Source organism: Gilvimarinus algae, from assembly GCF_030518215.1.
Taxonomy (GTDB): domain Bacteria; phylum Pseudomonadota; class Gammaproteobacteria; order Pseudomonadales; family Cellvibrionaceae; genus Gilvimarinus; species Gilvimarinus algae.
The window spans coordinates 320,442-346,586 of the sequence record NZ_JAULRT010000035.1 but is presented as its reverse complement, the minus strand read 5'-3'; the positions used below and the strand labels follow the sequence as shown (position 1 = coordinate 346,586).

Annotated in this window: 29 protein-coding genes; 22 read left to right on the top strand and 7 right to left on the bottom strand. The window is 57.7% G+C overall.

Annotated features, from left to right (window positions below; all coding sequences use genetic code 11):
- The first annotated feature begins 130 nt into the window (after nucleotides 1-130).
- The 3 genes from QWI16_RS05285 (at nucleotide 131) to QWI16_RS05275 (ending at nucleotide 3,661) form a co-directional block, all read left to right on the top strand.
- Nucleotides 131-1,669: a hypothetical protein gene (locus QWI16_RS05285; RefSeq protein WP_302711710.1), complete on the top strand. Its 1,539-nt coding sequence runs from the start codon at nucleotides 131-133 to the stop codon at nucleotides 1,667-1,669.
- A 176-nt stretch (nucleotides 1,670-1,845) separates the two neighbouring features.
- Nucleotides 1,846-2,961, top strand: coding sequence for a glycoside hydrolase family protein (locus tag QWI16_RS05280; protein WP_302711709.1), 1,116 nt, complete (start codon nucleotides 1,846-1,848; stop codon nucleotides 2,959-2,961).
- Between the two features lie 4 nt (nucleotides 2,962-2,965).
- Nucleotides 2,966-3,661 carry a class I SAM-dependent methyltransferase gene (locus tag QWI16_RS05275; protein WP_302711708.1) on the top strand — a complete coding sequence of 232 codons (696 nt, stop codon included), beginning with the start codon at nucleotides 2,966-2,968 and terminating at the stop codon, nucleotides 3,659-3,661.
- Here the strand turns inward: QWI16_RS05275 and QWI16_RS05270 are convergent.
- Entirely contained in the window at nucleotides 3,639-4,094 is a 456-nt protein-coding gene (locus QWI16_RS05270) for an FAD-binding oxidoreductase (protein ID WP_302711707.1), read from the bottom strand. The genes QWI16_RS05275 and QWI16_RS05270 overlap by 23 nt on opposite strands.
- Nucleotides 4,095-4,151: 57 nt before the next feature.
- Here QWI16_RS05270 and QWI16_RS05265 point away from each other — a divergent pair, with 57 nt between their 5' ends.
- The 10 genes from QWI16_RS05265 (at nucleotide 4,152) to QWI16_RS05220 (ending at nucleotide 12,082) form a co-directional block, all read left to right on the top strand.
- Nucleotides 4,152-4,541: a GtrA family protein gene (locus QWI16_RS05265; RefSeq protein ID WP_302711706.1), complete on the top strand. Its 390-nt coding sequence runs from the start codon at nucleotides 4,152-4,154 to the stop codon at nucleotides 4,539-4,541.
- A 148-nt stretch (nucleotides 4,542-4,689) separates the two neighbouring features.
- Nucleotides 4,690-6,105 (top strand): sugar porter family MFS transporter, encoded by a 1,416-nt coding sequence (locus QWI16_RS05260; protein WP_302711705.1) that lies wholly within the window; start codon nucleotides 4,690-4,692, stop codon nucleotides 6,103-6,105.
- 119 nt (nucleotides 6,106-6,224) lie between these two features.
- On the top strand, nucleotides 6,225-6,596 hold the full coding sequence (locus tag QWI16_RS05255) for a DUF6249 domain-containing protein (protein WP_302711704.1): 372 nt from the start codon (nucleotides 6,225-6,227) through the stop codon (nucleotides 6,594-6,596).
- A gap of 9 nt (nucleotides 6,597-6,605) precedes the next feature.
- On the top strand, nucleotides 6,606-7,163 hold the full coding sequence (locus tag QWI16_RS05250) for an RNA polymerase sigma factor (RefSeq protein WP_302711703.1): 558 nt from the start codon (nucleotides 6,606-6,608) through the stop codon (nucleotides 7,161-7,163).
- Nucleotides 7,150-7,470 (top strand): hypothetical protein, encoded by a 321-nt coding sequence (locus QWI16_RS05245; protein ID WP_302711702.1) that lies wholly within the window; start codon nucleotides 7,150-7,152, stop codon nucleotides 7,468-7,470. Before QWI16_RS05250 ends, QWI16_RS05245 begins: the two co-directional genes overlap by 14 nt.
- Before the next feature lie 130 nt (nucleotides 7,471-7,600).
- A complete protein-coding gene (locus QWI16_RS05240) occupies nucleotides 7,601-8,347 on the top strand; it encodes an endonuclease/exonuclease/phosphatase family protein (RefSeq protein ID WP_302711701.1) in 747 nt (248 codons plus the stop codon).
- A 12-nt stretch (nucleotides 8,348-8,359) separates the two neighbouring features.
- Nucleotides 8,360-9,670, top strand: coding sequence for a cardiolipin synthase ClsB (gene clsB, locus QWI16_RS05235; protein WP_302711700.1), 1,311 nt, complete (start codon nucleotides 8,360-8,362; stop codon nucleotides 9,668-9,670).
- Complete coding sequence (locus QWI16_RS05230; protein WP_368045278.1) at nucleotides 9,667-10,656, top strand: lysylphosphatidylglycerol synthase domain-containing protein; 990 nt, start codon at nucleotides 9,667-9,669, stop codon at nucleotides 10,654-10,656. Before clsB ends, QWI16_RS05230 begins: the two co-directional genes overlap by 4 nt.
- Before the next feature lie 61 nt (nucleotides 10,657-10,717).
- Nucleotides 10,718-11,500: a GIN domain-containing protein gene (locus QWI16_RS05225; protein WP_302711699.1), complete on the top strand. Its 783-nt coding sequence runs from the start codon at nucleotides 10,718-10,720 to the stop codon at nucleotides 11,498-11,500.
- Nucleotides 11,501-11,662: 162 nt separating this feature from the next.
- Nucleotides 11,663-12,082: a hypothetical protein gene (locus tag QWI16_RS05220; RefSeq protein WP_302711698.1), complete on the top strand. Its 420-nt coding sequence runs from the start codon at nucleotides 11,663-11,665 to the stop codon at nucleotides 12,080-12,082.
- On the opposite strand, the gene QWI16_RS05215 is transcribed toward QWI16_RS05220, so the two are convergent.
- Nucleotides 12,079-12,552, bottom strand: coding sequence for a DTW domain-containing protein (locus tag QWI16_RS05215; protein ID WP_302711697.1), 474 nt, complete (start codon nucleotides 12,550-12,552; stop codon nucleotides 12,079-12,081). The genes QWI16_RS05220 and QWI16_RS05215 overlap by 4 nt on opposite strands.
- A gap of 35 nt (nucleotides 12,553-12,587) precedes the next feature.
- Between QWI16_RS05215 and QWI16_RS05210 the strand changes: the two genes are divergently transcribed.
- Nucleotides 12,588-13,484, top strand: coding sequence for an alpha/beta hydrolase (locus QWI16_RS05210; RefSeq protein WP_302711696.1), 897 nt, complete (start codon nucleotides 12,588-12,590; stop codon nucleotides 13,482-13,484).
- Between the two features lie 10 nt (nucleotides 13,485-13,494).
- Here the strand turns inward: QWI16_RS05210 and QWI16_RS05205 are convergent, their stop codons facing one another.
- Nucleotides 13,495-15,825 (bottom strand): winged helix-turn-helix domain-containing protein, encoded by a 2,331-nt coding sequence (locus tag QWI16_RS05205; protein WP_302711695.1) that lies wholly within the window; start codon nucleotides 15,823-15,825, stop codon nucleotides 13,495-13,497.
- Between the two features lie 167 nt (nucleotides 15,826-15,992).
- On the opposite strand from QWI16_RS05205, the gene QWI16_RS05200 reads away from it, so the two are divergent.
- From QWI16_RS05200 to QWI16_RS05170, 7 genes are all read left to right on the top strand, one after another.
- Nucleotides 15,993-16,685, top strand: a complete 693-nt coding sequence (locus QWI16_RS05200; protein ID WP_302711694.1) for a cytochrome c biogenesis protein CcdA — start codon at nucleotides 15,993-15,995, stop codon at nucleotides 16,683-16,685.
- Between the two features lie 11 nt (nucleotides 16,686-16,696).
- Nucleotides 16,697-17,224, top strand: a complete 528-nt coding sequence (locus tag QWI16_RS05195; RefSeq protein WP_302711693.1) for a TlpA family protein disulfide reductase — start codon at nucleotides 16,697-16,699, stop codon at nucleotides 17,222-17,224.
- On the top strand, nucleotides 17,221-17,655 hold the full coding sequence (locus QWI16_RS05190) for a hypothetical protein (RefSeq protein WP_302711692.1): 435 nt from the start codon (nucleotides 17,221-17,223) through the stop codon (nucleotides 17,653-17,655). Before QWI16_RS05195 ends, QWI16_RS05190 begins: the two co-directional genes overlap by 4 nt.
- Entirely contained in the window at nucleotides 17,655-18,089 is a 435-nt protein-coding gene (locus tag QWI16_RS05185; protein WP_302711691.1) for a TlpA disulfide reductase family protein, read from the top strand. Before QWI16_RS05190 ends, QWI16_RS05185 begins: the two co-directional genes overlap by 1 nt.
- Before the next feature lie 12 nt (nucleotides 18,090-18,101).
- Nucleotides 18,102-18,656, top strand: coding sequence for a cytochrome b (locus QWI16_RS05180; protein ID WP_302711690.1), 555 nt, complete (start codon nucleotides 18,102-18,104; stop codon nucleotides 18,654-18,656).
- 42 nt (nucleotides 18,657-18,698) lie between these two features.
- A complete protein-coding gene (locus tag QWI16_RS05175; protein ID WP_302711689.1) occupies nucleotides 18,699-19,583 on the top strand; it encodes an alpha/beta hydrolase in 885 nt (294 codons plus the stop codon).
- Between the two features lie 64 nt (nucleotides 19,584-19,647).
- Nucleotides 19,648-21,060 carry an SLC13 family permease gene (locus tag QWI16_RS05170; protein ID WP_302711688.1) on the top strand — a complete coding sequence of 471 codons (1,413 nt, stop codon included), beginning with the start codon at nucleotides 19,648-19,650 and terminating at the stop codon, nucleotides 21,058-21,060.
- Between the two features lie 7 nt (nucleotides 21,061-21,067).
- Here QWI16_RS05170 and QWI16_RS05165 read toward each other — a convergent pair whose 3' ends face one another.
- Nucleotides 21,068-22,561 (bottom strand): putative bifunctional diguanylate cyclase/phosphodiesterase, encoded by a 1,494-nt coding sequence (locus tag QWI16_RS05165; protein ID WP_302711686.1) that lies wholly within the window; start codon nucleotides 22,559-22,561, stop codon nucleotides 21,068-21,070.
- Nucleotides 22,562-22,721: 160 nt separating this feature from the next.
- On the opposite strand from QWI16_RS05165, the gene QWI16_RS05160 reads away from it, so the two are divergent.
- A complete protein-coding gene (locus QWI16_RS05160) occupies nucleotides 22,722-24,701 on the top strand; it encodes a sialate O-acetylesterase (protein WP_302711685.1) in 1,980 nt (659 codons plus the stop codon).
- 23 nt (nucleotides 24,702-24,724) lie between these two features.
- Here the strand turns inward: QWI16_RS05160 and QWI16_RS05155 are convergent, their stop codons facing one another.
- Genes QWI16_RS05155 through QWI16_RS05145 form a run of 3 tightly spaced genes read right to left on the bottom strand, consistent with a single transcriptional unit; the run spans nucleotide 24,725 to nucleotide 26,144 of the window.
- Entirely contained in the window at nucleotides 24,725-25,354 is a 630-nt protein-coding gene (locus QWI16_RS05155; protein ID WP_302711684.1) for a glycine-rich domain-containing protein, read from the bottom strand.
- Nucleotides 25,347-25,631: a hypothetical protein gene (locus QWI16_RS05150; RefSeq protein ID WP_302711683.1), complete on the bottom strand. Its 285-nt coding sequence runs from the start codon at nucleotides 25,629-25,631 to the stop codon at nucleotides 25,347-25,349. The genes QWI16_RS05155 and QWI16_RS05150 overlap by 8 nt, the downstream gene beginning before the upstream one ends.
- Before the next feature lie 39 nt (nucleotides 25,632-25,670).
- Nucleotides 25,671-26,144, bottom strand: coding sequence for a pilus assembly FimT family protein (locus QWI16_RS05145; RefSeq protein WP_302711682.1), 474 nt, complete (start codon nucleotides 26,142-26,144; stop codon nucleotides 25,671-25,673).
- Between the last annotated feature and the right edge of the window lies 1 nt (nucleotide 26,145).

Below are 26,145 nucleotides of genomic sequence, written 5' to 3'. Positions count from 1 at the left end.
TGCCCAATATGTGGTCTTGCAATTTGGAGTGAATGGCAATTTGTTTGTTGTTCCTCGGGCAGGCTAACATCATCAGCAATAACGCAGGTTAAGTTTGTGCTAGTGAAGTAAAAAACTTCGGAACCTTTCTATGACGGAAAATCTCGCGGTCCTGTTCAATCGAGTGGCTCAACATCACCCGGATACACTTGACCTTCTCGAGAAGCTCGATGATTTTTGCCTACATGCCGATGGCCGAACCCTTTTTGATGTGGCAATTATCAATGACAATAGAGAAGTTATTGATAAGCTGGTTGGACAAAAGTCGGCTTTGGAGTATTCGGTTCCTGTTGAGGATAATCTAGGTGCTGGCATCAATTATATGTTGGGTGAGGTAGAGGTAGGCTCATCACTTGACAAGGCCGAAGAGAGATTGCGCCACTCTTTTGGCAAGGATCTTAATTTGGCGAGAACGCCTCTCCTTGTGGCCTGCCGTGTCGGCAATGAATACGCGATAAGTCAATTACTGACGGCAGGCGCTAAAGTAGCCAGCAAAGATCGACTTAAGCTCTCAGCACCCGAGCTTTGTTTTTACGCCCGAGGTGCTCAGGGCTTACAAGACTTTATCCAGTTGTTTAAGCGGTCGGGTCAAAAGCCATTAGCTGCGAATGCGACATTTGTGCGGCAGCTATTGCGTTATCCAGAGCTATTGGAGTCGTTTCGATCTGTTGCGAAATTTGGTGCACCGATCCAGAAATTGTTGCTTTGCTATGACTGCGCTCGCTTGGATGTTGAGGCCGTCAAGCGTGTTTTAGTTGGAGGGAAATTTGATATTAATAAGGCGATAACCGCTACTCTGAATCCTGTGCGAGAAGCCTGTATGTCCTATCTGTTTTGGACGGATGAACTGCCTGAGATGGATTACTACGCCTATCATTGTATCAAGTGCAAAGGGTATCCAGGCTCTCACAGTATTCATGTTGACAACGCGTTAATCGCTGAGGATGGAAGCAACTTTAATCGGCTTATGCGCGAAGCTGAACAGAAGAGAAAAGAGTTGGTCGGAGCAGCGAAAGCCTTGAGTCTGTCTGAAACGGATGCAAAATCCCAACTGGAACGGCGCTGTGAAATGATTGATTTGTTGTTTGCTTCGGGCTTGGACTGCGCAATTGCAAGAGACAAGCTGGATGAGTTTTTCTGGGATGATTTTGCGCAAATGCCTCTGGCGCCTTTAGTAGAAAAATTGAGGCAATATGGCTTACTCAACGAGGAAGAGGATGAGGCGCCCTTCGCTGAAGCAAGCTGGGAGCTGGCGGGAGAATCGGTCTTGCAGGCGCGTGTATTTTCGCAGGACTCTGGTGGCTGGATGGTTGAGCTGATGTATCACAATGTCTATGGGCCCATTGAGGGGCTCAGCCTGAGTGTGCGTTATGGCGCCGTGTCAGACCCAACGCCGCATGACGAACCTCAGAGTCGAAAAGATTGGCGTCGCCTTGAGGTCTCAGAACAATGGCTCGACCTAGAGGGTGATCTGGTTCCATTCTCCCGTGCCAGCCAGGTTTCTGGTGAGACACCTTGGCACGCGGTGTTTCGCTGGACTGAGAGAGATTTACCGCGCTCTATGGAGATATGGGTCCATAGCCCAAATGAAGACACGAATTGGGTTTTGTCGGATTGGACGATTGCTTGATCATTGGCTATCGCGCATTTCGGAAAATCTATCGGTGTCGCTCGTTGTTTTTCACTACTGAAAGCGCCTGTTCCAGCTTGGAGGTAAATCGATCTTAACCTAAGCAGGCTTCCCAACCAGATCGTGTTGGCGTAGATTACCCGGATTCTAATAATGCCCAAACACTTATCAACTCTATGAGACAACTAAGCCCGTTAACCTTTGCATTGATCGCCGCATTCACTGCGGCCTGCAGTTCACTCCCCGACACCGAATCAGAACGCGAGCCTACTGAGCGGGCCGCCTGCCAGGGTAAAGACTCCCTGCAAATGGTGGATTATTTTCTGCCCATGCCCTCCTGCAATCGCCGTGCGGATGTGTGGGGCGCCGAGGGAGTGCTGCCGCGCGATATCGACAATGGTTTGGAAAGCGCCCAGCCGCAACCTGAGTGGAATTATTGGGACGGTAAAATCATCAAGGGCCCGGAGGGCCGCTATCATTTGCTCGCAAGTCGCTGGCCAGGGAGCTTGACCCACTACGATTGGGCAAAGTCCATTGCCGTGCATGCCGTGAGCGATAAGCCCGAGGGGCCCTACCGAAATCCGAAACCCCTGTTTTCTGACCGCGATGGCGCGGGCCACAATATCACTGGCGGTATCCTGCCCGATGGCCGTTACTATGCGGTGGCCAGTGACGCCGGGCGCTACGGCGATGTGTTTATTGCTGAGACCATTGACGGTGAGTATCAGCTGCAGGGGACGGTGAGCATGGAGGCCAATGGCCAGGACTTAAATCGGGCCGGCGCGAACGTCAGTATTATTGTGCGCCCGGACGGTAAATTTCTGCTGGTATCGCGCCCGGGTATCATTATGCTCAGCGACCACCTTATGGGGCCCTATGTTGCCCAGGGCCCCAGCATTTGGCCGAGCATTGAAGGTTACGACAACGCCAAGGCAGAAGATCCTATCGTCTGGTACAGCGGCGGCTTGTATCACATCACCCTGAATTGGTGGGATATCCGCAAAGCGCGGCATCTGGTCTCGCGCGATGGCATCAACAACTGGATCGATACCGGCATTGCCTATGACCCGCGTCTGGGATTTGAGTATGAAGACGGCGAGAGGAACGAGTGGAGCTTGCTGGAGCGCCCCGGCGTTTTAATTGAAAACGGCCACGTCACACACTTTACTTTCTCGGCGCTGGATGTGAATAAGTGGGATGACATGGGCAATGACAGACACGGCAGCAAGGTGCTGGTGGTACCTTTTGACGGCAAGTGCTTTGATGCCGCGCTGGATAGAGCGATACCCTAAACCCATGAGTGACGGTAACGAAGCGCGAATTCTCAAGTCCTGGACACACAATGTAACGCCCTGGACGACGGCGGTGCGTCAACAGCGGATCGATAGCCGGCGGCTGGTGACGGATACCGCGATTGTCGAAGCCGTATTGAGTTTTGCCCCCGAGACAGTGCTTGATATTGGCTGCGGCGAGGGCTGGCTGCTGCGTGCTCTCAGTCAGCAGGTGCAGCGCGGCTTAGGTGTCGATGCCACTGAGGCGCTTATCGCGCAGGCTCGGGCAGCGGGCGGTGGCGAGTTTCGTCACGCCTCTTACGATACTTTGGTTCGCTGCGCGGCGGGTGAGCGCTTTGATCTGGCTGTGGCTAACTTTTCCCTGTTGGGTAAGGCGTCGGTGACGAAGGTATTCGCCGATATGCAGCAGCTACTCGTCCCCGGCGGCGTCTTTATTGTACAGACCCTTCATCCGCAGGAGAGCTGTGGTAAAGCGCCCTATGTGGACGGATGGCGGGACGGCGCCTGGCCCGATACGGATGGTACGTTGACCGATCCGCCGCCATGGTATTTCAGAACCCTGGCCAGCTGGATAGGCCTGTTTCTCGACGGCGGCCTGGAGTTGCTCGGTGTGCGGGAGCCGCTTCATCCGGCCACCGGGCGACCAGCATCCATACTCTTTATCGCAAGGCACGGTATTAACGCGGCGCCGGCAGCATAAGCCGTATTCGCCACTCGGGGTCCATGGCATTCATCGCCTCTTGCACGGCTTGTTGTTCTTGCTCGTTGAGCGCGCGGTAGCCCCGGTACTCCCTCCAGCCATAGCCCCAGCGAAAATCCGTGGGGGCGAAGGGGGTGCCGCCGAGGCGCACGCCGAAGTACATCATCAGGCCGATGGTGGGCTCGCCAGTGGCGGCGACACAGACCTCCAGAGCGTCGTCAGCGGCAATTCGCTCGGCGTAGGTGCCGCCACGCCAGTAGGCCAGGTCGTGCTGCTCGCAGCAGCTGAGCCAGAGGCCTGCGTGCTCCAGCGTTCCGTTGGGAAACCGGCTGCAGCCGTCGCTGGTAAAGGGTCTTATGCTTTCGGCCGCGCTGAACAGCGGCAGGAGTAACCCCGCGAGTAACAGAGCTTTGCTGAGCGTTTTGATTGTCACTTCTCCGTCATACCCTTGATGTACCCTGCCCGCAACATACCCAAGCACTGTGGGCTGATGATTACTACGCTAGAGCACTGGGGCGCACCCTTTTCACGTTTTATGGTAACCGGGTTGATCCTGGGCAGTGCTGATGTGGGTGTATTTTGTGCGCTTTTGGCGCTGGGTGTCGCCTGCGAATGGGCCAATGTGGCCGGTTTGGCGCTGGGGTATTGTCTGGGGCTGGTACTGCATCACAATTTCACCTTTCGCTGCAACGAAGCGCTGGGCCTGCAGTCGGCGCAGAAATACCTGCTGATTTTCCTGCTGAGCCTGGCGCTGGGTAGCGGTGTGCTGGCGGCGGCACTGGCGCTGACGGCCATGCCGCTGGTGGCCAAGGCGGCGTCTATGGCGACGGTGGCTGTGAGTAACTTTGTGCTCGGCCGCCGCTTTGTTTTTGATTTGTAAACGGACTACTCAGCCGCGCAAGCACAGAGTATACTTGACTATAAGTCGGGAGAGCCATGAACCGACAGGGCGCCGTCACTTGTGACGGCGCCCTTTTTACTTATATGATCCAGCCTGATTCCACCATTTTAATAACAAGGTAAGATCCATGACGACTTCAGCAGGCCCAAGTCAGGGCAGCACTGGCTTTATTATCTTTATCAGTTGCATCGCCACCATTGGCGGGTTTCTGTTCGGCTACGACAGCGGGGTTATCAACGGCACGGTCAAGGGCCTGCAGTTGGCGTTTGACTCCGACTCGGCCGGTACCGGTTTTAGCGTGTCTTCCATGTTGCTCGGCTGTGCGGCCGGCGCCCTGTTTGCGGGCCGATTGGCGGACAAATACGGCCGCAAAGCGCTGCTGATTGTCGCCTCCGTGTTTTTTATTGTCTCGGCCTGGGGGTCGGGTATTGCCAGCAGTACCTTTGAGTTTGTGATCTACCGGATACTCGGTGGTATGGCGGTGGGCGCGGCCTCGGTCATGGCGCCTGCCTATATCAGTGAGGTGGCACTGGCCAAGTACCGGGGTATGCTGACCTCGGTCCAGCAAATCGCCATTATCTGCGGCCTGACGGCCTCGTTTTTCTCCAACTATTTTCTGGCTGAATCCGCCGGTGGCTCCACTGAGATGTTTTGGGGCGGCTACGAGACCTGGCGCTGGATGTTCTGGGTGGAGCTGGTACCGGCCAGCATCTTTTTTCTCGCCCTGCTGATCATCCCCGAGAGCCCCCGTTTTCTGGTGGCCTCGGGCAAGCACGATAAGGCCCGCCAAGTGCTGGTGCGCCTCTACGGTGATGTGGACGGCAACGCCAAATTCTCCGAGATTGCCGATTCGCTGGCCTCTGATCACCACAGCCCGCGCTTTTCCGATCTGATCGATAAGGTCAAAGGCCGTGTGCGCCCCATCGTCTGGGTGGGTATTGGCCTGGCGGTGCTGCAGCAATTCGTCGGTATCAACGTGGTCTTCTACTACGGCGCTGTGCTCTGGGAGGCCGCCGGCTTTACCGAGAGTGAGGCCCTGCAAACCAATGTGCTCTCGGGCACCATCAGTATTGCCGCCTGCTTTATTACCTTTTTTGTGGTGGACAAAATCGGCCGCAAGCCGCTGCTGTGGTTTGGCTCGGCCGGTATGGCCATCAGCCTGGGCGTCGTTGCCTACGCCTTCTCGGGCGCGCCCGTGGATGCGGCGGGCAATCTGGCCCTGTCGCAGGAGTCTGGCCTGCTGGCGCTCTACGGTGCCAATATCTACGTCTTCCTGTTCAATATGTCCTGGGGTCCGGTGATGTGGGTAATGCTGGGTGAGATGTTCCCCAACCAGATCCGCGGCTCGGGCCTGGCGATTGCCGGCCTGGCCCAGTGGCTGGCGAACTTCCTGGTGACCTGGAGCTTCCCGATTATGCTGGCGGGTATCGGGCTGTCGGCCGCCTACAGCATCTACGCGTTCTTTGCGGCCCTGTCGGTGTTCTTCGTGATCTTTATGGTCCGCGAAACCAAGGGTAAAGAGCTGGAGCAGATGGAGGGTTAATCTCCCTTGCTCGCGCTCGCCCAAAAGCCACCTTCGGGTGGCTTTTTTGTGTGCATCCGTTTGCCCCGCCGCGGCGTCTATGGAGTAACAGCACGTTTAAACCAGTTGAGGAGTGTGCCATGACCGATCCGGTGCCGATTATTGCTATCCTGATGGTGTTTTCCACGCCCATCGTTTGTCTGGCGATATTGATGAACAGCCTGCACAAGCGCAAGCAGATGCAAATGGAGATTATCAACAAGCTGATTGAGGCCGGTCAGCCCGTGCCCGAGGCGCTGTTTACCGGCGGCCAGGGCGGGGTCAATGAGACGGACGCTCTCTACCGGCGCAGTCTCTATCTGCTCTGGGTGGGTGGCGCGGTCTTCCTCGCCCTGTTCTTTATTGCCGGCTTGGATGTGGCTACCTTAGGGCTGATACCGCTCGCCATTGGCGGCGTGAACTACAAGCTCTGGCAAGAGAGCAAGGCTCGGGCCGGACAGCGGAGCGAGTAAAGATCACGAATGGAGATCAGTGACGAGATCCTGATCGAGCGCGCCGTCAAGCGCCGGGATCAACACGCCTTCAGCCAGCTTGTGCGACGTCATCAGTCGCGCTTGCGCCAAAGCCTGCGCACCCTGTGCGCGGGCGATCATGCTTTGGCGGACGACATTGCTCAGGAAGCCTTTATCAAGGCCTACAAGGCACTGGCGGGCTTCAAGCGCGAGGCGCAGTTTTTTACCTGGCTCTACCAGATTGCCCGCAACCAGCTGATCAGCCATTACCGCAAAAAGCTCCCCGAACCCGATAGCGAACTGGTCGAGCGCAGCGGCGAGGACACCGCCGCTCCCACCGATCAGGCGTTGACCCGGCGCGACCTCAGCCGCGCCATGACGCAGCTCTCGGCGGCTCAGCGCGAGTCGTTGCACCTGACCTATCAGCTCGGCTACAGCAATGAAGAGGCGGCACAGCTTATGCAAATACCCGTGGGAACCGTAAAATCGCACGTCTTGCGTGCAAAGGCTAAACTCAAATCGATACTGCAGGACTGGCAAGGGGAGACCTTCAATGAGCCGGAATAACCTCGATGACTGGCTGGAACGGACGCTCGCCGAAGAAGATTACTTGGAAGACGCGGGCTTTACCGAAAGCGTGATGGCCGCACTGCCCGATGCTGGAATTGATGCGCGCCGGGTCAAAACCCTCAACTGGGCGGTGGGCCTGGCCGCGAGTGCCCTGGCCGGGGCGGTTTTCCCCTGGTCGAAAGTGGGGGTGGCGCTCTTCGGGCTGAGCCTGGATACCTGGCTGATCGCTGCCACCGCCCTAGCCGGCGCCTTTACCCTGGCGGCCATTGGTGGCGGTTTGTGGAGTTTTAAACGCGCCCCCTGAGGCTCGCTTGCCGCCGGGCCGATCGGCCCGGCATTAATCCTGCAGTATCTCTTCCGCTGCCGTATTTTTACGGAAAATCGCAGAGCTTCTTGCAATTTTATTGTAAAGATTGCCGATATTGGAGGCGGGCTTGACCTGTTTAAAGATATTGACGGTAAATACCCATAAGGGATTCACCACATTTAATCAGCGTTTTATGTTGCACGAGCTGCGCGACGCCGTGCGCCTCATTTCGCCCGATATTGTGTTTTTACAGGAAGTACTGGGTGAGCATCAGCGCTGGGGTGAAAAGCATCAGGCGCTCTGGCCGGAGTCGCCGCAATACGAGTTTCTCGCCGACAGTATCTGGCAGGACTTTGCCTACGGTCGCAACGCCGTCTACCCCGAGGGGCATCACGGCAATGCGCTGTTGAGCAAATACCCGATCACCACCTGGGACAACTGGGACATCTCGTTAAGCGGTATCGAAAAGCGCGGCTTGCTGCACTGTCAGATCGATACCGGCCCAGACAAACCTCCTTTGCATGCGATTTGCGTGCATTTGAGCCTGCGCGAGCCCCATCGCCAGGCGCAGCTCAAGCAGCTTTGCGAGCATGTCAACGCCATACCGGACAACGAGCCGGTGATTGTCGCCGGCGACTTTAACGACTGGCGACAAAAGTCCCAGGGCATTTTGGCGCGTCAGGCGGGCATGCAGGAGATTTTTATCGAGGCCTACGGCAAACCGCCGCGCACCTTTCCGGCGATTTTCCCAATGCTGAGGCTCGATCGTATATACGTACGTTCGGCGCGCACCCATATGCCGTTGGTGTTGTCGCGCAAACCCTGGTCCAGCTTGTCGGACCACGCCCCTCTACTGGCAGAAGTAGAATTTTAACCGGAGTAGACCATGTTCGGATTTCGTCACTTTAAAGGTCGATTCAGTCAGGGAAACCGCCTGCACTTGATGGAAAACGGTGAGGAGTTCTTCCCGCAGTTGCTGCGCCGTATTAAGCACGCGCGCAAAGAGATTTTTCTGGAAACCTTTATCCTCGAGGATGACCGGGTCGGCCGCGCGCTCAAGCGCGCACTGTTACTGGCAGCAAAGCGAGGTGTGTGGATCAGCGTGACCGCCGACAGCTGGGGCAGTCACTTTTTATCCAAAGACTATATCGATGAGCTGACCGAGGCGGGCGTGGTTTTTCAGATCTATGACCCGCAGCCGGAATGGTACAACGGCCGCCCCAAACTCTTCCGCCGCCTGCACCGCAAGCTGGCCGTGGTTGATGGCCGCTATGCGTTTATCGGTGGGATCAACTTGTGTCACGATCATATGCTCTCTTGCGGACCCCAGGGCAAGCGCGATTACGCGATAGAAATTGAAGGCCCCATAGTGCCGGAGATTCGCGAGCTGTGTAAAAGTTATGTGCGCGACGCTCGCGATGAACATCTGGGCGAGTTGATCGACAATTTAAAAAAGCCATCGCACCCGGGCGATAAGGACATGGCGTTTGTCTCGCGCGACAACCGGAAAAATCGCAGCAATATCGAAAAGGCGTACCTGGCTGCTATGCGCCAGGCGAAAGATCGCATCTGGATTGCCAACGCCTATTTCTTCCCCGGTTATCGGTTTATGCGCGCGCTGAGACAGGCCTGCAAGCGCGGGGTGGATGTGCGCATTGTCCTCCAGGGTGATCCGGACATTCCCTTTGCCTTGACCGTTGCGCGGACGCTCTACGATGTGCTGATCCGCAGCTGCGTGAAAGTGTATGAGTACCGCGAGCGGCCACTGCACGGCAAGATCGCCGTGATTGACGACGAGTGGGCGACCATTGGCTCGAGTAATCTCGACCCATTGAGCCTGGCGTTTAATCTTGAAGCCAACGTTATTGTCCGCGATAGAGCGTTTAACCAACAGCTAGAGGGCTGTATACAAACCCTGCTGGAAAACAGCGAGCAGATTGAGGGCGCCTGGGTGAAGCATCGCCCGTGGTATTTGCTGACGAAGGATTTCTTTATGTACCACGCCCTGCGCTATTTTCCGCGTATCAACGGTCTGTTCCCGGCCCACACGCCCAAAATCCGTGAGCTGAAGCGCGACTATGATACCGAAGAGGGTAAAACCGAAAACAGCAAACTGCGCAGTCGTTATCCTGAATCCAGGGGTGCTCGCCGTGTGGTGAAGAAAACCGACTATGACTCCCTGGAGATTCAATCATGAGTTCGATGATAAGTGCGGCCAAGGATTCCGCCTCCGAGCGCTGGCAAATACTGCGGGAAAAGCTGCCCTGGTCGCGAGTAAAGCAAGTCCTGACACTGATTTTCTTTGCGCTGGTGGCCTATCTTCTGGTCAATCAGGCCAGTGAAATCGAATGGGCCAAGGTCTGGGAAACACTGAAACAGACATCACCTGTCACCCTGCTTATTGGTTTGGCGCTCGGGTTTGCCTGTTTTTGTGTTTACGCCAGCTACGATTTATTTGGGCGCTATCTTTTAAAGCTGGATGTCAGTGTGATCAAAGTATGGTTTGCCGCCTGGCTCAGTTATGCCTTTAACCTGAACTTGAGTTCATTAGTGGGCGGCGTCGCGTTTCGCTATCGGCTCTACTCGCGTCTGGGTATTAAAGCCTCGGATGTCACGCGCATTCTGGGTATCAGCATTGCCACCAACTGGTTGGGTTATATTTTGTTGGCGGGCGGCTTGTTTGTGTCCGGTCAGATCAATCCACCGGATTCCTGGGCGGTAGGCACTCTGGCTTTACAAATCATCGGCGCCGTCTTTTTGGTGGTCGTCGCGGCCTACGTACTCTTGTGCTGGCGAGCGACCAAGCGGGAATATCAGTTTAAGTCTGTGACCGTGACCCTGCCGCGTGTGAACATTGCCCTTTTGCAGCTGCTGGTGGCCTGCGCGCACTGGACACTGATGGCGAGTGTTATCTATCAGTTTCTCGCTGACGATGTCGCCTTCCCCACGGTATTTGCCGTTTTGCTGGTGAGCGCACTGGCGGGGGTAATCACTCATATTCCCGGTGGGCTGGGCGTACTTGAGGCCGTGTTTGTCGCTTTGCTTGCCGGTCAGGCGGATAAGACGACCATTCTCGCGGGCTTATTTGCCTACCGTTGCGTGTTCTACTTGGCACCGCTGGCAGTGGCGACGCCGCTGTATTTGATGTTCGAAGCCGCCACCCGCCATAAAAAATCTGCCTGACACTGCAACCCTTTGCGCCCTGTCTTGCGTCTTATCAGAAACCAAGACGCAGGAGGGCGCCATGAACATCAACGCTTTAAAGTCCATTGCCGTCGCGGGGCTCTGTGCCCTGCTCGCTGTCACAGCGACAGCAGAGGATCAACCATCCAAAACCCTTTCCCTTGACGGTGTGAGCCGGTTGGAGTTCGCCGGTGATCTGTCGGTGCGCTTAAGCCAATCGTCGGCTAACACAGCGACCGTTGTGGTCAAAGCCGGGGAACTCGATGATGTCGCGATTGATGTCGATGGCGACAGTTTTCGGGTAGAGAGCCCCGAGCGCAGCTTTTGGCGCCTATTTGGTGGCAGCAGCAACGTCAGAGTTGAGGTAGAGGTCTCGCTCGAGCAGATTGAAAGCTTGCGAATTTACGGTGCGGCGAAAATGGAGGCGGGTGATATCACCGGCGATACTCTGTCGGTGGACGTTTCCGGTGCCAGCGAGGTGCGTGTAGGCCACTTGCAGATCGATGCCCTGGCCATAGAGGCCTCGGGGGCAGCGCGTTTTGAGGCGCGTGACCTGGTGGTGGATAACCTGGATGTGGGTATCTCGGGTGCCTCCAATGTCACCTTTACCGGTGAAGGCAGCGCGCAGAGTCTGAGGCTCTCGGCCTCGGGCGCCAGTCACTACAGCGCTGAAGATATTAAGGTGCAAAGCGCCAAGGTGGAAGCCAGCGGTGCATCGGGTGTGAAACTGCACGCCACCGAGACGCTCAAGGGCGGTGTCAGTGGCGCCTCCACCCTGAGCTACAAAGGCAGCCCGAAAATGCAGGTGAATACCTCCGGCGCCAGCAGTCTTAACACTCTTTAGTAATGCCTTACAAATTTCCCCCACTTGGCCGGGCATTGCCCGGCATTTTTTATGGCCGCTGGCATAGGCCTGTGCGAGAATAGCTGGACAATAACAATGCCCTGATAGATGAGATCATAACCTTCCGCACAACGCGGACACTGGATTGTATTAGGGACTTTTATGAAACCGTTTATTTCACGCCTGTTTTTTCTTATCGCTGTTTGTTTGATCGGGTCGGTGGCGCATGCCGGTGACACACCGTCGCTGGCGGGTACCTGGGAATTGGTGACCGGGGAGTTTATCGACGGTGAAGGGAATCTTATGAAGTACGATGAAGCCAAGATTTCTTCGCGCAAAGTGCTCACAGATACCGATTTTTTCTTTATTTCCCACAAAGATGGCCAGTTCTGGGCGGCGAGCACCGGGCGCTACAATCAAGAGGGCGACCAATACGTGGAAACCCCGGAGTTGTTGTCTTATCCCTTGCCTGAGGGCAGCAGTTATACTTTCAGCTTCAAGCTTGAGGGCGACAATTGGTACACCGAGCGTTTTGAAGAAGGCAAAAGAGTTGAGTTTGAACACTGGGCTCGCGTGCGTTAACCGGCCTTAGTCAGCTTTGCCAGGGCGTCGTCCAGCGCACTGGCAAAGCCTTCCAATCCAGCGAGCCGGGCCAGGGCGCTCACGCACTCGCTGGTGCACAGCCCACCCTCTCGCTGGTTACGCCTGAGGGTATACTCTGAGGCCTTTCCCGACGGTAACTGATAGTGCGGCAGCGCTTTTAAATAGGCGCTTTGGTTGCGAATTTTTCTTGCCTGTTGCCAAGTGCTGTCGATGAGCACTAAGTGTTCGGGCAGGGCGTCGCGGCTAAGCGGCTGCGCGTGTTCGTGCGGATAGAGCAGTCCGCTCGAGTAGTGTTCAATCCATTGCAGCAAACGCTCATCGGGTACTTTGCGCTGCCAAATAACCCTTTCGCAATCCACGCTATAGTCCGCGGCAAGATTGAGCACCAGCGCGCCGGTGTTACTGGGTTTTGACAACTCGGTGCTGTGGGTTAATAGTGTGATGCGCATAGCGAATAAGATACACAATAATAACGGGAGAACCCATGAAACTTTTACCTGGCAGTGCCCTGATGATGTTCGCTTTATGGTTCATAGCGGTGTCGGCCATCGCGGAACCTGCGGGTTTTCAGTTGAGCAGCACCCGGGTGGTTTCCATGCCCTCAGAGCTGACGGGCAGGCATCATGAATTGGTAATTTCGCTGCCCGCGAGCTACGCCGACAACCCGGACAAAAAATATCCGGTGCTCTACTTCATTGATGCCTACTGGGACATGCCCTTGCTCTACTCGATTTACGGCAACCTGGTGTGGGATGCGCTGCTGCCCGAGTTGATTATGGTGGGTTTTTCCTACGGCGGCGATCAACCGAACTTCGGCAATTTGCGCGCGCGGGATTTGACTCCCACGGAAGATAACGCCGAAGCGCCCGGCTCGGGCGATGCGCCCAAGTTCTTGCAGTTTATAAAACAGCAAGTGCTGCCGTATATGGCCGAGCACTACCGGGTGAATCCGCGCGAGCGGGCACTGGGTGGCAACTCCTACGGCGGCCTGTTTACGCTCTACGCCATGTACCAGGAGCCCGAGTTGTTCGGCCGCTACATCGCCATCAGCCCGGCGGTCATCTGGGATGACAACTGGCTCTTCCAGCGCGATGCGAACTACGCCGAGGCCAACAAGTCACTGCCGGCGCGCTTGTTCTTGTCACAGGGCGGCGATGAGTTTGCGCCTTTCAAAGATCCGATCCTCGAGTTTGGCCAGCAACTGCAATCGCGCGCTTACCGCCATTTTTCTTTGCTGAACAAAACCATTGAAGGAGAGCGGCATACCAGCGTGAAGGCCGAGGGTTACACCCGCGGATTGCGCTGGGTGTTTGGGGATATAGCGCCCACCGGCCCCAGTGGTTTGGAGGCCATGATGACCCCCACGTCATCATCCCCGTGAGCGCCGGCGCTCAGGCGCCCGGTTGCAGGTACCAGTCGGACTCGCAGTAAATCGCGTGGGCGGGCAGCTCGCCAGACAAAATCCGGCTTCTGCCCGATTGGACGGCGAGCTGGTAGTCTTCCAGCCGCTCGCTATCGGCGTCGGTCCACTGGTTAGCGAATGTCTGTTGCAGCCTTTGCTGCGTTTGCAGCGCCTGATCGAACTGGCCTAATTCGTAAAAGGCCCGCGCGGCATAGGCCAGTTGTTGACGGGTGGTGACCGGCTTGTCGGCCAGAACCACCACCTTGTCAAAATCCCCCTGTTCGAGATAGACGCGCATGGCCGAGTAGACGGCGTAGCCGTATGAGGTGTCCAGGTTCAGATGCTCGCTCGCGGCCATAGCGAGGCGCTGGTTGTGCAACGCCTTTTCATCGTCGCCGAGATTGGCGTAGGCCCAGCCTTGCAACACCAGCGCGTTGGCGCGCATCACCGAGGGCTCCTGTGACTGCAACAATTGATCAAATTGGGCAATCGCCGCGCGTAGCTTTTCGGTGTCGGGCCCGTGCAGGCCGCGATGGCGTTGGTCCAGGCCCTGATCGAGCAGCGCAAAGGCGTGGTAAAACACAATCGCCTGGTCGAGGCCGTGGTCGCTCAATGTGGCGGCGGTATCGCGGGCGCGGAGAATCCGGGCCTCGGCAAGCTCGCCCTGGTGACGCTGTAGATAAAAATACGTCGCGTAGATCAGCGCCTGGGTAAGCTCATAGGGCTGGCGCAGCTCGGCGTAGCGGGTGATGGCCTGCTCCAGGACCGCTGTGCGTTCGGCCAGCGGTAGCGCTTCGTTGCGCGCCAGCGCCAGCTCGCTGGCGGCGATCATAGGCAAGTGGCCAAGCTCGCTGTAAAAGCGGTGGGCACGTTTGATGAGCTCGGCGCTTTTTGCCAAGTCCTCACCGGGAAATTTCTCCAGCCCCTGACTGATGGGATTGCCGAGATAAAACAAGCGGTCTGCCTCAACGCTCAGGCTGGCATTGGGTGGGATGATGTTGTCCGCCTTTACCTGCCACTGGGTAAAGGCCTGCCAGTCCATGGCTTGCCAGGCGATCTGCGCCTGTAGCCGGTAGCTGTTGGCCAGAACCTCGACGTTCTGCTGGCGCTCGGCCTCGGCTATGGCGCTGTCCAGGTGCTTCCGGCTGGTGGACATATCCCCCTGGCGAAACGCCAACTGCGCGGACCAGTAGTGGACAAAGGCGGCCAGCGACGGATGCTGCGCCTCGCGTTGGCGCAGCTGCTCGAGGCGTGCGGTGGCTTCCCGCCATTGTCCGGTGAGCAACTGGGATTTGGCGCGGCAGGCGGTCACCCAGGGGTCGTCTTTGACCAGCAAATCGGCGGCCTGGAACAGCTCATCAGCGCGGGCTGCGCCCTGGGTCTGCATGGCGCTGATGCCTTCGGCGAGAACCTGGCGCGCCAGCGCCGCCTCCGGGGATTGGCCCGGCAGGGCCAGCTCCGGCAGGGTGTTGTCCTGCTCGGGCGCCAGGAGGTGCAGCAGCTGTAAGGCGGTTTGCCCGGTGGCGTCGGTGAGCGACGGGTAGGCAATAGAGCCCTGCTGCACCGCGCCCTCAGCGCTCATCAGTTGAAAGTCCAGCACTTGGCTTCGGTTGTGCAGCCGCACCCGCGCGACCAGCGCCTGATCGATGCCCTGCTCGCGCAGCAGCCCTTGCAGATAGGTAGGCAGTGTGGGCCAGTCGAGCCCGCTTGAGGCCAGCAGCGCCGTGGCGGTGCCCGGCGGTGTGACGCGCACGGCGCCGCTCTGCGCCAGTGTCCGGGCCAGCATGTCGGCATAGCCCAGCTGCAGCCAGTCGAGCGTCGGGTCGCCTGTCTCGTTACTAAAAGGCAAGACCAGCACCGACGGGGGGCTTGAGTCGGCCTGAGTTTTTGGCGGATTTGTGCTGAGCAGCCAGACTCCCAGGGCGAGCGTGAGACCCAGCGCCAAGGCGCCCCCGAGCATTGCCCAGCGTGTTTTTGGCTGGCTTTTGGCTGCGGCTGCGCCGGTATCGGTGGTGGCCGGGGCAATCCACTGATAGCCGCGCTGGGGAAAGGTGCGGATAAACACCGGTTGCTGTGCACTGTCCCCCAGCGCCTGGCGCAATTCGCGGATGCTCTGGGTCAGGGAGCGCTCGCGGTAGTCGCCGTGATGCCAGAGGGTGTCGAGCAGCTCTTCCTTGGTCACCGGGCGCTCGCGGTGCTCCAGCAAGTAGGCCAGCAGCTGGGCAAGCTTGTGTCGCAGCACAACGGGCGGCTCGTCCGTGCGGCTCAGCGATCCGCTGCGGCTGTCGAACACAAACTTGTCAAAACACCATAGGGTCATAGCAAATCGCGATTTGGATAAGGTCGGTGAAGCATTATAACCCTCTGAAAATACAGTAATAATCCCACATGCGTACGATTTGACTTCGATTTTACCGCAATTTGACAAGCCTCCTCCGGGCTTTGGGTATAACAGCTCCATTCGCTCACTCTTTTGAGGTAATTGCAATGGAGCTGGATATTCAGCTGGCGCTGTCCGCTGGCGAGATTTCCGCCGGTTTGTTTTTGCTGGTGTTTGTCACCGGCCTGATGACCAGCCTGACGCCCTGCGTCTATCCGCTGTTGCCGGTCAGTGCCGCCATGGTCGGCCGGGTGGCACGGGGCAGGGCTCACGCGTTTTCCTTGTCTTCACTTTATGCCCTGGGGCTCGCGCTGGTGTACGCCCTGCTGGGGGTGCTGGCGGCGGTCTCGGGTCAGCTCTTTGGTGCGGTGGCCAGTCATCCGTTTACCCTGGCCTGTGCGGCAGCGCTGTGTTTCGCCATGGCCGCGTGGATGCAGGGCTGGCTCAGGTTGCCGGCTCGGTTCGCGAATCCGGGGCCGACGGGCACTTTCACGGGTCCGATATCGCTGTTTATTGCCGGTGGTTTGTCCGGGTTGGTAATGGCCCCATGCACCTCGCCGGTGTTGGGCATGTTGCTGATGTATGTGGCCGCGCGCGGCGAGCTGGTGGCCGGCGGCTCGCTGATGTTCGTTTTTGCCTTTGGCATGTGCGCCCTGTTGATCATTGCCGGCACCTTTACCGGGCTTTTGGCCCGTCTGCCCCGCTCGGGTTCCTGGATGCTCTTTCTCAAATCGGCCATGGCGCTGCTTATGGCTCTGGCCGGCTGCTATCTCGCTTTTCTCGCCTGGCAAAACCTATGAGGACTTACCTTATGCCTGTATCTCTCACCTTCAATCGCGCTCTGGGGGCTCTGGGCCTCTGGTCGCTGCTCATGGCCCCGGCCAGCGCTCTGAGCCTTGGCGAACGCGCGCCGGCCTTTTCCGCCACCACCCTATCCGGGGAACCGGTGGCGCTTGCCGAGGTGTTCGGCAAGCGGCCGGTGTACCTCAAATTCTGGGCGACCTGGTGCCGCTACTGCGTCTACGAGCTGCCTCACGCCCAGTCACTTTACGACGCCTATGGCGAACAAGTGCTGGTGCTAATGGTGAACGTCGGCCTGAACGACTCAGAGGAAAACATACGCCGCGTTTACGCCGAGCAGGGCGTGAATCTGCCCACCATTATCGATACCGATGGCGATATCGTTGCGCACTACGGTGTGGTGGGCACGCCCAATCATGTACTGATTGATACCGAGGGCAGGGTGCAGTACCGCACCTTTCTCGCTACCGATGAGCTGGACCGGCAAGTGGCTGAACTGGCCCAGTCTCAACGTCAGCCACAGGAGGTGCGCCCATGAACAAGTGGCTGATGCTTTTACTGTGCGTGGGCTTTTCGGTGAGAGCTGAACAACCGCTGACCACGTTCGCGGGTGAGGCCATTTCCCTGGACGGCTCAACCCCGGTGCACCTGGTGTTTTTTGATCTGTGGACCGCTTACGGCGGTGAGGGCCCGGACAAGCTGGTGGCCAGCCTGCCCGCCTCTTACCGCGAAGGCCACCGCATTGTCTGGGTGCAACCGCGGTTCAATGTCACTGATGCGCAGCTGCGCGAGTTCCAGCAGGCCATGCCGGCCTACCGGCCCTTGGTGGTGGATGAGAACTTTTCGCTGATGCGCCGCTATGGACTCTGGCAAACGCCGGGGCATGTGATTGTGCAAGATTCAACGCCCGTGTTTCGCGGCAACAATCAACAGCTCGTGGATTATCTAGAGCAGCAGGGAGAAAAATAATGAAACTATTGCTTCTAATTTGCCTGCTGCTGAGCGGTGAGGTTTTCGCGGACAATCGCACGGCCTTGCCCTCCGGTTTGGTCAGCCTAAGCGGCGAAAACATCTCTTTGGCGAGCGGCCCGGTGCACCTTATTTTTCTCGACGCGCTTTGCCCTATGCCGCATTTTCCCGGCTGTGAAGAAACCATCGCGCGCCTTGCCCGTGAATACCGTCGCGACGCCCACAATGTCGTTGCCGTGTTCAACACACTCTATGTCGATGAGATGACTGTTCAGGCTTTTGTGCAGAAACACCAGCTGACCATGCCTGTCGTCGTCGACGCCGATATGACACTGCACCGCGCCTTGAGCATTCACGCAACCCCTTATCAAGTGAGCCTGGACAATGGTGCGGTTGTCTATCGCGGCAGCCAGCTCAAGTCTCTGATCAATTAACGAGGAAATAACATGCATCACAACGCCACACTGACAAACACCTCACGCTGGCTTCACTGGGCGGTTGCCATTGGCATTTTGCTCTTGCTGTGCACCGGGTTTTATATGGCGACCTTTGAGGTATGGAGCCTGTACGACTGGCATAAAACCTTGGGGGTGTTGTTGCTCCTTCTGTTGGCGGCTCGTGCCGTTTATCGCCTGCGGCGCGGTTGGCTGACGCCTGCCGGTCGCTACTCGCGGTTTGAACAGGCGGCCGCACGGTGGGTTCACTGGGCATTGTTGCTGGGTGTGTTTTTGCTACCCATCACCGGGCTTATGTACTCGGGGGCGGGAGGCTTTGGTGTCCCTGTGTTTGGTTGGGAGTTGATCCCCTCGAATTACATTGAGGGTGAGCCTGTGGCCTACAACGCGGCCTTGTCAAACTTCGGGGACCAAGCGCATGAAATTCTGGGGTGGCTGCTCGCGGTTATTGTAGGGCTGCATATGTTGGGCGCGTTAAAGCATCACTTTTTGGATAAGGACGACACCCTAAAACGCATGCTGGGCCGTGCTCGCGGGCAAGATTGAAACCGCGAATGTCCTTTTTATTCTGACAAAGAGAACCGAGACATGACAATGTTACGAGTGATTCTTCTAGTCGCCATGTTAATGGCATGCCCAAGCTTTGCTGAAGCGAATGACGAACAACATCAGTTCTATTTTGAAAAGGAGGCGGTATCGCTAGAGGTAGAAGTCCTCCTCCCGGATTCCTACCATCAAAACCCTGGTGCCAAGTATCCGGTGCTGTACATTCTCGATGGCTTCTGGACCAAAGAGCCTGTCCAGAGATTTTACAGCAACCTCAGATTCGACAATATGATTCCCGAGTTGATCATTGTCAGTATTGGTTACCCCGACAGCATAGAAAGCGTGGAGGAAAAGCGCCTGTGGGATTTAACCCCTGTTTACGATACCGGTTTTCAGGCGGGCGGGAATGCCCCTGTGCTGCTCGAGCTGTTATCAACTTCAGTCATACCGGCCGTTGACCGTCAGTATCGAACAGACCAATCCCGGCGGATACTGACCGGCCATTCGCTTGCGGCACTGTTTACGCTCTATACGATGTATCAAGCACCCGGCACCTTCACCCACTATGCCGCCATATCGCCCTCGGCGCTCTGGGCCGATGAGGTGCTGGCAAAGCTGGACAATACTTATGCTCGCAAAAGCTCCGTTCTGCCGGCCCATGTTTACATTACCTACGGCACCGAAGAGTACCGGCCCTATGTCGATGCCTTAATGCGTTATCTGCAACAGCTGCAGGACCGGGATTACCAGGATTTGGCATTATCCCTGGCCAGCGTCGAGGGACTCAGGCACGTGGGCATGACCTCCGAGGGATTTCTGCGGGGTATGGTGTGGGCATTTGCGGATATCAGACCGGAGGGGCCCAGTGAATTTGAAAAAATGAATGTGCGAGCTTTAGAGCAAAAAAGACAGTCTGCGGCAGACTGAGCACTCCATGCTATGATTTCGGTTCAGTTTTCCAGAACCCTAATAACCATAAGAGCTGCCCTTTGTGCGCATAACAACGAAAACCTGCTCAGGTCTGATCGGCGTTGCCAGCTTATTGCTGGTGAGCTTGGTGCCAGCTCCGGCGGGCTTGAGCAATCCTGCGTGGTATACGGCGGGTTTGGCGATTGCCATGGCGGTTTTTTGGATCGGGCAGACGCTGCCGCTTGCCGTGACCTCTTTGCTGCCTTTGTTGTTGGCACCTTTGATGGGTATCGCGCCGATAGGCGAAATTGGTGCCGACTATGGGCATCCGATTATTTTTTTGTTTTTCGGCGGCTTTGTATTGGGCTTGGCGATGGAGCGCTGGCAATTGCACAGACGTTTGGCCTTGCAATTGCTCGTGCTTTTTGGCCAGAGTCCCAAAAAGCAGCTGGCGGCGTTTATGCTGGCGACGGCGCTGCTCAGCATGTGGGTCAGTAATACCGCGACGGCGATTATGCTATTGCCCATTGCGCTTTCCATTCTCAGTGAGCGCGATGCGGCCCAGTGCCAAGGCTTTGATAAGGCGCTGCTCTTGGGTATTGCCTACAGTGCCAGTATCGGCGGCATTGCCACCCTGATAGGCACGCCGCCCAACGCACTCATGGCCGCCTACTTGCAAGATCATCACGGCCTGACACTGGGGTTTGTCAACTGGATGGCCATGGCGCTGCCCTTGAGCCTGCTGCTGTTGGCACTGACCTGGTTGTGGCTCAGCCGCAGTTTGGCACAAACACCTGAGGCCGCACGGCAAGCGGGCCGCTCAACAACCTTGCACGATGAACTTGAGCGCCTGGGCCCCATGGGCAAAGCCGAGGCGCGTGTGGCACTGGTGTTTTTACTGACGGCTTTTCTCTGGGTGTTTCGGCCACTGATCAACGAGTACCTGCCCGGTGGCCGCTTGTCCGATACCGCGATTGCGCTGGCCGCTGCCGTGGCCTTGCACATTTTGCCCTCGGGCACCGAGCCCGGTCGGCCGTTGATGCAGTGGAGTGACACCCAGCGTTTGCCCTGGGGTGTATTGCTGCTTTTTGGTGGCGGCCTGGCTCTTGCCGGCTTGATGCAAACCAGTGGTTTGGCACAGGCGCTGGCCGACTTGCTGCAGTTGGCCGAGCGCTGGCCCGCCGCGTTGCTGATTGTTCTGGTAGTGGGCCTGATTATTTTTCTTACCGAAGTCACCAGCAATACCGCCACAACGGCGGTGTTTTTACCGCTGATGGGTGTACTGACTCTGGCGATGGGCCTACCGCCGCAGGGGTTGGTGATACCCGCCGCGCTTGCCGCCAGTTGCTCGTTTATGCTGCCGGTGGCGACGCCGCCCAATGCGATTGTTTTTGGTGCCGATAAGATTACGGTGGCCGACATGGCGCGCGCCGGTTTTGTGATTAATCTGTTGGCCTGGCTGTGTATTTCGGCGCTGGGTATTTGGTTGCTTTAAACACGCCTTACAGATCAATAGTGTGTGCAAGAATGTGCGTCAGCTCACCGATGGGTACGGGGCGGGCAAGCCAATAGCCCTGCAGTACCGAGCAACCGTTGTCCTTTAAAAACTGTGCCTGCTCGGGTGTCTCGACGCCCTCGGCAACCACATCCAGTGATAGGGTTTTGGCCATGGCCAGAATGGCCTGGGTGATCACCGCATCATTGACGTCTTCCGGCAAATCCTGAATAAAACTGCGGTCGATTTTCAGTTCAGCCAGCGGAAGTTGTTTCAAACGGGCGAGTGACGAATAGCCGGTGCCAAAATCGTCAATGGAAAAGCGCATGCCCTGCGCTCGCCAGTACTCCATGGCAGAGAGTGTCGCCTCTAAATTTTCCATGGCCGCAGTTTCGGTAATCTCCATAATAATGTCTGGCTGACCGTCCCGATGAGAGTGAACCCTGCCCTGCAGCCGATTCATGACCGCCTCGTTGATGAGTACCGTATGCGATAAATTCAGGCTGAGTGTGGCTAATTGTTGTCTGCCGATGCCCGCGGTGGTCAGTTCTTTAAGCGCGCGCTCCAGCACAAATTCGGTAATCGGGTGAATCAATCCCTCGCGCTCGGCCAGTGGGATAAATTGATCGGGCGGCACGGCGCCGCGTTTTGGGTGCTGCCAGCGTATCAAGACCTCAGCGCCGATCCAGCACTGCTGAGTCAAAGACCACTGGGGTTGATACACCAGTGAAAAGGCACGCGTGTTACAGGCCTCGCGCAAGTCCTCCAGCAGGGATAAACGGTCGATCAAATTTTGTTTGAGCTGGTCGTGGAACAGATAGTGACGGTTGCGCCCCTGATGCTTGGCCGAGGACAGTGCCATATCGGCGTGGCGCATCAAGTCCCGGCAGGTGTCGCCATGCTCTGGGTAAAAACTCGTGCCGGCACTGACGGTGAGCCGGCAGAGGCTGGAGTTTTGCGGAATGCTGGTTTGCAGGGCGTCGAGCACGGCCACCAGTTCGCGCTGGGTGCTGGCCGGTGGTGACAAGAGGCCAAACTCATCGCCTCCGAGGCGGGCAATATACCAGCCCTCTTTAAGGGCGCTTTGCAGGCATGCGGCGAGATCGGTAATCACCCGGTCGCCGGCGCCGTGTCCTTGCGAGTCATTGATGTCGGCAAAGTGGTCAACGTCCAGCAGCGACAAACTGAAAAAGGCGCGCTGTTCGTGAGCGCAGCGTTTTTTGGTTTCGTTGATAAACGCCAGGCGATTGGGCAGGTGACAGAGGGAATCCTCCAGGGTAATGCGCTCGATACTGCGCAGTGTTCTTTGCAGCAGGCCGTAGAGCAAGGCGCCAGTGACCGCGATAAAAAACCAGCCTTTAAAAGTCTGCGCGGTGTGTTGCGCGCCGGCGTCTTTGAACAGCCAAAACACCAGTTGATCGGAGAACAAAATCCAGCAGGCCGAAAAGATCACGTAGGACAAAACAATGCGGCGTGCCGAATGGGTAAACAGGTGCTTCATAAGAGGGGCTTTTGCAGTTGTTTTATCAGCCAAGCTTAGTCTAAAAGCAGGAGAATACGGGATTTGCGCAAGTGGGGCATTGGGCGCGAGTTTTCAGCCGCTGGCTTCTTGCGTATTATAGTCATTGCGACCATAAAAATCGAAACTACAGTGTGTGCCTATGAAAGTGTCCCTGCCCCTGCTTGCCGGCCTCTTGGCCAGCCTTATCTTCTTGCCCTGCGCTGCAGACGTGCAACCCCACCGATTAATCAGCGACGGCGCTGTGCTGCAGCGCGAACAACCCCTGACTTTATGGGGCCGGGCCGATCCGGGGGAATCCATTCGCCTGGTGCTCGATGATCGCGAGCTGGCCGAGTTTAAGGCCGATGCCACTGGCCGCTGGTACTACGAGGGCGACGCCTACCCAGCGGGAGGCCCGCACACTTTGGTCATCAAGGCAGATAACCGCTTGGCGTTTAACGACATTTACTTCGGCGATGTCTGGCTCGCGGCCGGCCAGTCGAACATGGAAATGAAAATGTCGAACATCAAGGAGCGCTACGCCGAGGTACTGGCCAGTGCGGACAACCCGCGTATTCGCCACTTCCAGGTACCGAAAAACGCCGTCTACGATGGCCCTGAGCAAGACCTGCCGGGCGGCGAGTGGCTGGCGGCCACTCCGGATAATGCCCTCAACTTTACCGCCGTAGGCTACTTTTTTGCCCGCCAGATCGAGAAGACCCAGGATGTTCCCGTGGGCATCATCATGAACGCCTACGGCGGCTCCGGCGCCCAGGCGTGGATGAACCCGGCGGCGCTCAAAGCCTACCCGCACTACCTGGCGCAGGCCGAGCGCAACGCCGAGCCTGGCTATGTGGCAAACGCCAAGGCCGAGGATGACGCTGCCGCGGCGCCTTGGTACGGCGCATTGGAGCAGGCCGATAAAGGCCTCAAGGCCCGGCCCAGCTGGTCCGCCGCCGACATTGACGACAGCGACTGGCAAGCGGTCACCCTGCCCGGCCAGTGGACGCACAGCGGCCTGCCGGATCTGAGTGGCGTGCTCTGGCTGCGCAAAACCGTGAACCTGCCCGCCGAGGCGGCCGGGCAGCCGGCCATGCTGCGCCTGGGCCGGGTGGTGGATGCCGATACCGTCTACGTCAACGGTCAGCAGGTAGGCAACACCACTTACAAATACCCTCAGCGCCGCTACCCGGTACCCGAGGGCCTGTTAAAAGCCGGCGCCAACAGCATAGTGGTGCGCGCGGTCACCAACGGCGGCGGCGGTGGCTTTGTCAAAGACAAGCCCTACCGTCTGGAAGTGGGCGAGCTGAGTCTGGCACTGGACGGCGAGTGGCGTGCGCGCATCGGCGCTGCTGTGGACCCCGCGCCTTCGCGCGAATTTTGGGATATGGGTCAGCCGGTGGGCATCTACAACGCCATGCTGGCGCCCATCACCCCCATGCCGCTCAAGGGTGTGCTCTGGTATCAGGGTGAGAGCAACGCCGACAAAGCGGATGAGTATGTCACCTTGCTGCCGGCCATGATTCGCCAGTGGCGCAGTGAATTCGGCCAGCCCCGCCTGCCGTTTATCTTTGCCCAGTTACCGGGCTTTGGAGAGCCGGTGGATGAGCCGGTGCAAAGTGGCTGGGCCGAGATGCGTGCGGCGCAGAGCCAGAGCCTGTCGGAGCCCAACACCGCCATGGCGGTGACTATTGATCTCGGTGAATGGAACGATATTCACCCGCTCAATAAAAAAGACGTGGGCGAGCGCATGGCTCTGCTGGCGCTCAAGCAGGTGTACGGTGAAAGCCGCCTGGAGGCCGAGGCGCCGGCGCCCTATTACCTGAGCGTGGAAGGCGGTGAGGCCTTTATCAACGTCGCTCATGTGGCCCGCGGCCTGAAAGCGCGCGGCGGCAAGCCGCAGGGCTTTGCGATTGCCGGTGCCGACGGTGAGTTCGTGCACGCCAGCGCGCAGATTGTCGAGGACAATGTGATACGTGTTTGGAGCGGCGACATTGAGCAGCCGGTGGCGGTGCGCTACGCCTGGTCGGATTTCCCGGATGAGGCCAATGTGTTTAACAGCGCCGGCCTGCCGCTTGCGCCGTTTGAGCTGGAAGTCACCCCGGCGGCTACCAAGGATACCCCTCGACAAAAACGTTAACGAGTGATGGCTCGGCGGCGGTGTTAATCGCCGCCGCAGCCGCTACCGCAACCATCCCCGCCCGAACAACCCCCGCAACCCGAGCCGCAACCGATGTGACTGGCGCAGTAGCCTTCGCCGGTCTTTTGGCAATTGACTGTATAGTGAAAGCCATCGGCGATGGCTAACTCCGTGTCCATGGCAAAGAGCAGCGGCAGTCGCTGGGGCGAGCTGGGGGAGAGCTTTTCCCGAAAGCAGGAAATTTTCCACGCCGTTTTAATCCCCTGTTGCGCCTGTGTGGGCGTGCGCATGGCCTCGGCCGGGGTGTGGTGCAAAAATTTGCCCAGCGCCTTTTCGCAAAAATACTGATACTTGCGGGTAAACAAAATAAATTCGTGCCAGGCGGTATCCACCGCTTGCGAGGGCATGGCCACCATGCGCTTACCGGCAATGTTGCACAGTTGAAAATACTCACGCAGCCCGTCCATGACTTTGTCCGCTTGCGCGTCCGTTAAATGCGGGTAGGCCTGGCGGACTTTGTCCTTGATCGCGGGAGGAAAGGGGTAGGTGTCGATCAGCCGCTCGCGCGAGGCACGCGCCGCGCGGGATGAAAAGAGTTTAAAGCCCAGGTAGATAAAAATACCGGCGGCGATCAGCGTCACAATGCTACCCATGGGGTATGGTCTCCACGTGAAGAGGTGTCCGGTTGCGAATATAAAATGAGGGCAAACAGTCAATGCAGACCGGCTCTTTGGGCGCTAGCTCAAGGTGCCAGAGCCCTTGCAGGTAATCGTAGCGAAACACGGTGACAGTAACATCAGCGGCCTCAAGCCCGGCTTTTGCCAGTACCGCGGCGAGAATGTCCTCGTGGCTAAACGTGGGGGATGGTATCTCTTTGGGTGCTGCTGCCGCGCCAAGGGATAAGACAATACAAAAGATTAAGACGCGCATATCGGTACCCGGATGTTGCCAGGCCCTGAGTATAGACGCCTAACAGCCAGAGGTAACGACGTTGATTACCGGCGGGGTATTGGCGGCGGTGGGCTGGCGATAGCGCAGGTAGCACTGGGCATCGCCCGCGTCTTCCTGAATCACACCCTGCCAGTAGACCCAGGCGCCGGCGTAGACACTGGCGCGCTCTTTCCAGCCCTGGGAGATCATCATGGTGTCTATGCCATTGGCGGTGCCCGCCGGGTAACCGTAAACCGTATCGACAGTGGTGCCCTGGATGGTGACGCTGGCGGCCGGCTCCTGGTGCACCCCCTCGACAATGGCCTGGGCATAGACCAGGCTGGCCGCGCTTTTCATGGCGCCGGTCATGGCCTCCATGGTGCTTTCGATGGCCGCCGTTCGCAGGTTGATAAAGCGGGGAATGGCGGTCGCCGCCAGAATGCCGAGTATGGCAATAACGGCGACCAGCTCGATCAGGGTAAAGCCCTGTTGTGGTGAATGTGCGCGGCGCATG